Here is a 3,507-nt window from a genome sequence, read left to right as displayed (position 1 = left end):
CACCAGCACCACGCGATGTCGATGCAGGACATGCCGATGCCCAGCATGGCCACGCACGCCGCCGCTGCGTCACCGACCCCGCACACGCCACCGCTGGACGAACACGCCGGCCATGGCGAGGCGTGCGAGTACTGCATGATGGCCTCGCGGCTGATGCCGTGGCTGGCGGTTCTGATCCTGCTCCTGCCGGCGCTGCCGGTGATCGCCCCGACGGTGCTGCGCGCCGTCGCCACGCCGCGCAGCCTGCGCTGGCCCGCGCACGCCGCACGCGGCCCGCCGTTGAACGCCTGACACCGCCCATGTCCTTTCCTGCTGCGTGACGCCGTGATGGCGGCGCGCGCCTGTGCGTTTTCTGGAGTTCCACATGCATCCCATTTCCCGCAGCGCGGGCGCAATGACGCGCCTGTCTGTTTCCCTGTCGCTCGCCCTGGCCATGCTGCCGCTGCACGCCGCCGAGCGTGAGCCCGCGCAGACCCTGGACACGCTGGTGGTGACCGCCACCGCCCCGTCATCGCCGCTGCACTGGGTCACCGACCCCCGCCTGCCACGCCAACCGGTGCCCGCCAGCGATGGCGCCGACTACCTCAAGACCGTGCCGGGCTTTTCGGCGATCCGCAACGGCGGCACCAACGGCGATCCGGTGCTGCGCGGCATGTTCGGGTCACGCCTGAACATCGTCAGCAACGAGGGCAACCTGATCGGCGCGTGCCCCTCGCGCATGGACAACCCGCTGTCCTACATCGCGCCGGAAACCTTCGACCGGCTGACCATCATCAAGGGGCCGCAGAGCGTGCGCTGGGGCGCCGGGGCGTCGGCCGGCACGGTGCGCTTCGAGCGCGACACGCCGCGCTTCGACGCACCGGGCGTGGACATCAACGCCAGCGCGCTGGTCGGCTCGCGCAACCGCAACGACCAGGTGCTCGACCTCACCGCCGGTGCGTCGCAGGGCTACGTACGGGTCAACGGCAACCGCTCCGAAGCGGACGATTACAAGGACGGCAACGGCGACGTCGTGCCCTCCAGGTGGCGCAAGTGGAACAGCGACGTTGCCGTCGGCTGGACCCCCGATGCCGACACCGTGCTGGAGCTGTCGGCCGGCACCGGCGACGCCATCGCGCGCTATGCCGGGCGCGGCATGGATGGCGCTGCGTTCAAGCGCACCAGCTATGCCGCCCGTTTCGAGAAGGACAACCTGCCCGGTGCCTGGGACAAGCTGTTGGCCAACGTGTACTACAACGACGCCGACCACGTGATGGACAACTACACGCTGCGCACGCCCAACCCGGACAGCAGCATGCCGATGCCGATGGCAGCCAACGTGGACCGTCGCACCACCGGCGGCCGCATCGCTTCGGAATGGCGTTGGCAGGACGTGGCGATCGTGGCCGGCGTGGATGCACAGGACAGCCGTCATCGCAGCCGCAGCGGCATGGGCCGCAACACCTATCGGCAGCAGCCGTGGACCACCGACGCGCGCTTCGAGACCCTGGGCGCGTTCAGCGAACTCACCCTCGGCGAAGGCACCGCGCAGCGCTGGGTGGGCGGCCTGCGCATCGACCGTGCCGAGGTCACCGACGAACGCCGCACCGCGGGCATGATGGCCATGCCCGATCCCACCGCCGGCCAGCAGCGCCGCGAGTACCTCGGGAGCGGCTTCCTGCGCATCGAACGCGATCTGGCCCCGTCGCTGACCTGGTACGCCGGTGTGGGCCACAGCGAGCGCATGCCCGACTACTGGGAGCTGTTCTCGCCCGACATGGGGCCGATGGGCGCGGTCAACGCGTTCGCCGCCCTCCAGCCGGAGAAAACCACGCAGCTCGACCTTGGCCTGCAGTACCGCAGCACGCGCCTCAACGCGTGGGTGTCGGCGTATGCCGGCCGTCTGCAGGACTACATCCTGTTCACCTATTTCGACGGCGGCATGATGGGCAGCATGACCCAGGCCACCAACGTGGATGCCCGCATCGCCGGTGCCGAGGCCGGCGCCGACATCCTGCTCGGTGCGCACTGGAAACTGGGCGGAAGCCTGGCCTATGCCTGGGGCGAAAACCGCAGCGATGGCACGCCGCTGCCGCAGATGCCGCCGCTGGAAGCGCGCGTGAGCGCCACCTGGGAAGCCGACCGCTGGAGCGTGGGCGCGCTGGCCCGCGCGGTGGCCCACCAGCATCGCGTCGCCGATGGCCAGGGCAACGTGGTGGCCCGCGACCTGGGCCCGAGTGCCGGCTTTGCGACCCTGGCGCTCAATGCCAGCTACCGCATCAACGACGCATTGCTGCTCAGTGCCGGCATCGACAACGTGTTCGACCGCGCCTACAGCGAGCACCTGAACCTGGCCGGCAGCGCCGATTTCGGCTTCCCGGCCGACCCGGTACGGATCAACGAACCGGGCAGGACGGCGTGGATGAAGGTGAATTACCGATACTGAGGACGGGGCGCCGGGCCCGGAACCGCAGCCGCGTAGAGCCGGGCTCTGCCCGGCTGGAGGCGTCACCCAGGAACCGCAGCCACGTAGAGCCGGGCTCTGCCCGGCTGGAGGCGATGCGCCCGGCCGTTGACGTCATCCGACACGCGCCGATACACGCCGTTACACAGCCGCACGGGCCAGCACGAAAGGCATTTCGGCTGCCACCGGGCGCCGGTAAACGCTTGGCACATATGCCCGGCCAGCCCCGACCCGTACACTCGGCGGTCGTGGGTTTAACGGGATTTTTCCAAATGTTGGGACGCATCACCGCGCGCATCGCCGCTGGCCTCACCCTGGCCCTGCTGGCCGGGTGCAGCAGCAAGGACGACACCGCGCGCCGGCCGGCAGACGCCGTACCGGTCACCACCCAGGTGGTGCAGACCTCCGCATGGAACGACACCCTGCAGGCCCTGGGCACCGCCAAGGCCCGTGAGTCGGTGACCATTACCGCCAAGGTCAGCGAGATCATCGAGACCGTCCACTTCGACAGCGGCCAGCAGGTCAGCGCCGGCACTCCGTTGGTCACCCTGCGCGGGCAGGCCCAGGAAGCCGCCCTGCTGCAGGCCCAGGCCACCTTTGCCGAGGCCGACCAGCTCTACAAGCGGCAGCGCGAACTGGCGGCCCAGCAGCTGGTGGCCAGCGCCACCCTGGACACCCAGCGCGCCATCCGCGATGCCGCCGAGGCGCGCGTGCGCGAAATGCAGTCGGACATCGGCGACCGCCGCGTGCGCGCGCCGTTCGCCGGCGTGCTCGGCATCCGCCAGGTCAGTGCCGGCTCGCTGGTCACCCCCAGCACCAGCATCGCCACCCTGGACGACATCGAGCGCATGCACGTCGATTTCCAGGTGCCCGAAGCCGAACTGGCCAGCCTCGGTAACGGCGACAAGGTCACCGCCACCAGCGTCGCCTATCCCGGCCGCAGCTTCGAGGGCGTGGTGGCCACCATTGACACCCGCGTCGACCCGGGCACCCGCGCGGTCACCGTGCGCGCCGACTTCATCAATGCCGACCACGCCCTGCGCCCGGGCATGCTGCTGGACATC

The 3,507-nt window shown here is 70.0% G+C and carries 3 protein-coding genes; all 3 read left to right on the top strand.

What is annotated here, in order from left to right:
- Positions 1-291, top strand: a 291-nt coding sequence (locus DBR34_RS24290; protein WP_258224192.1) for a DUF2946 family protein, incomplete at its 5' end; no start/stop codon positions are given.
- Between the two features lie 73 nt (positions 292-364).
- Positions 365-2,425: a TonB-dependent copper receptor gene (locus tag DBR34_RS20005; protein WP_128098079.1), complete on the top strand. Its 2,061-nt coding sequence runs from the start codon at positions 365-367 to the stop codon at positions 2,423-2,425.
- A 290-nt stretch (positions 2,426-2,715) separates the two neighbouring features.
- Positions 2,716-3,507: efflux RND transporter periplasmic adaptor subunit (locus tag DBR34_RS21575; protein ID WP_181394089.1), on the top strand; the 792-nt coding region annotated here is incomplete at its 3' end.

Origin of the sequence: Stenotrophomonas sp. HMWF003, assembly GCF_003061285.1 — a bacterium.
Taxonomy (GTDB): Bacteria; Pseudomonadota; Gammaproteobacteria; order Xanthomonadales; family Xanthomonadaceae; genus Stenotrophomonas; species Stenotrophomonas maltophilia_AP.
Note: the sequence above shows the minus strand (reverse complement) of the source record. Positions and strands in the feature narration are given on the sequence as shown.

Coding starts and splice junctions, on each gene's coding strand:
- DBR34_RS20005 (WP_128098079.1), top strand. CDS start 365: ATGCATCCCATTTCCCGCAGCGCGGGCGCAATGACGCGCCTGTCTGTT.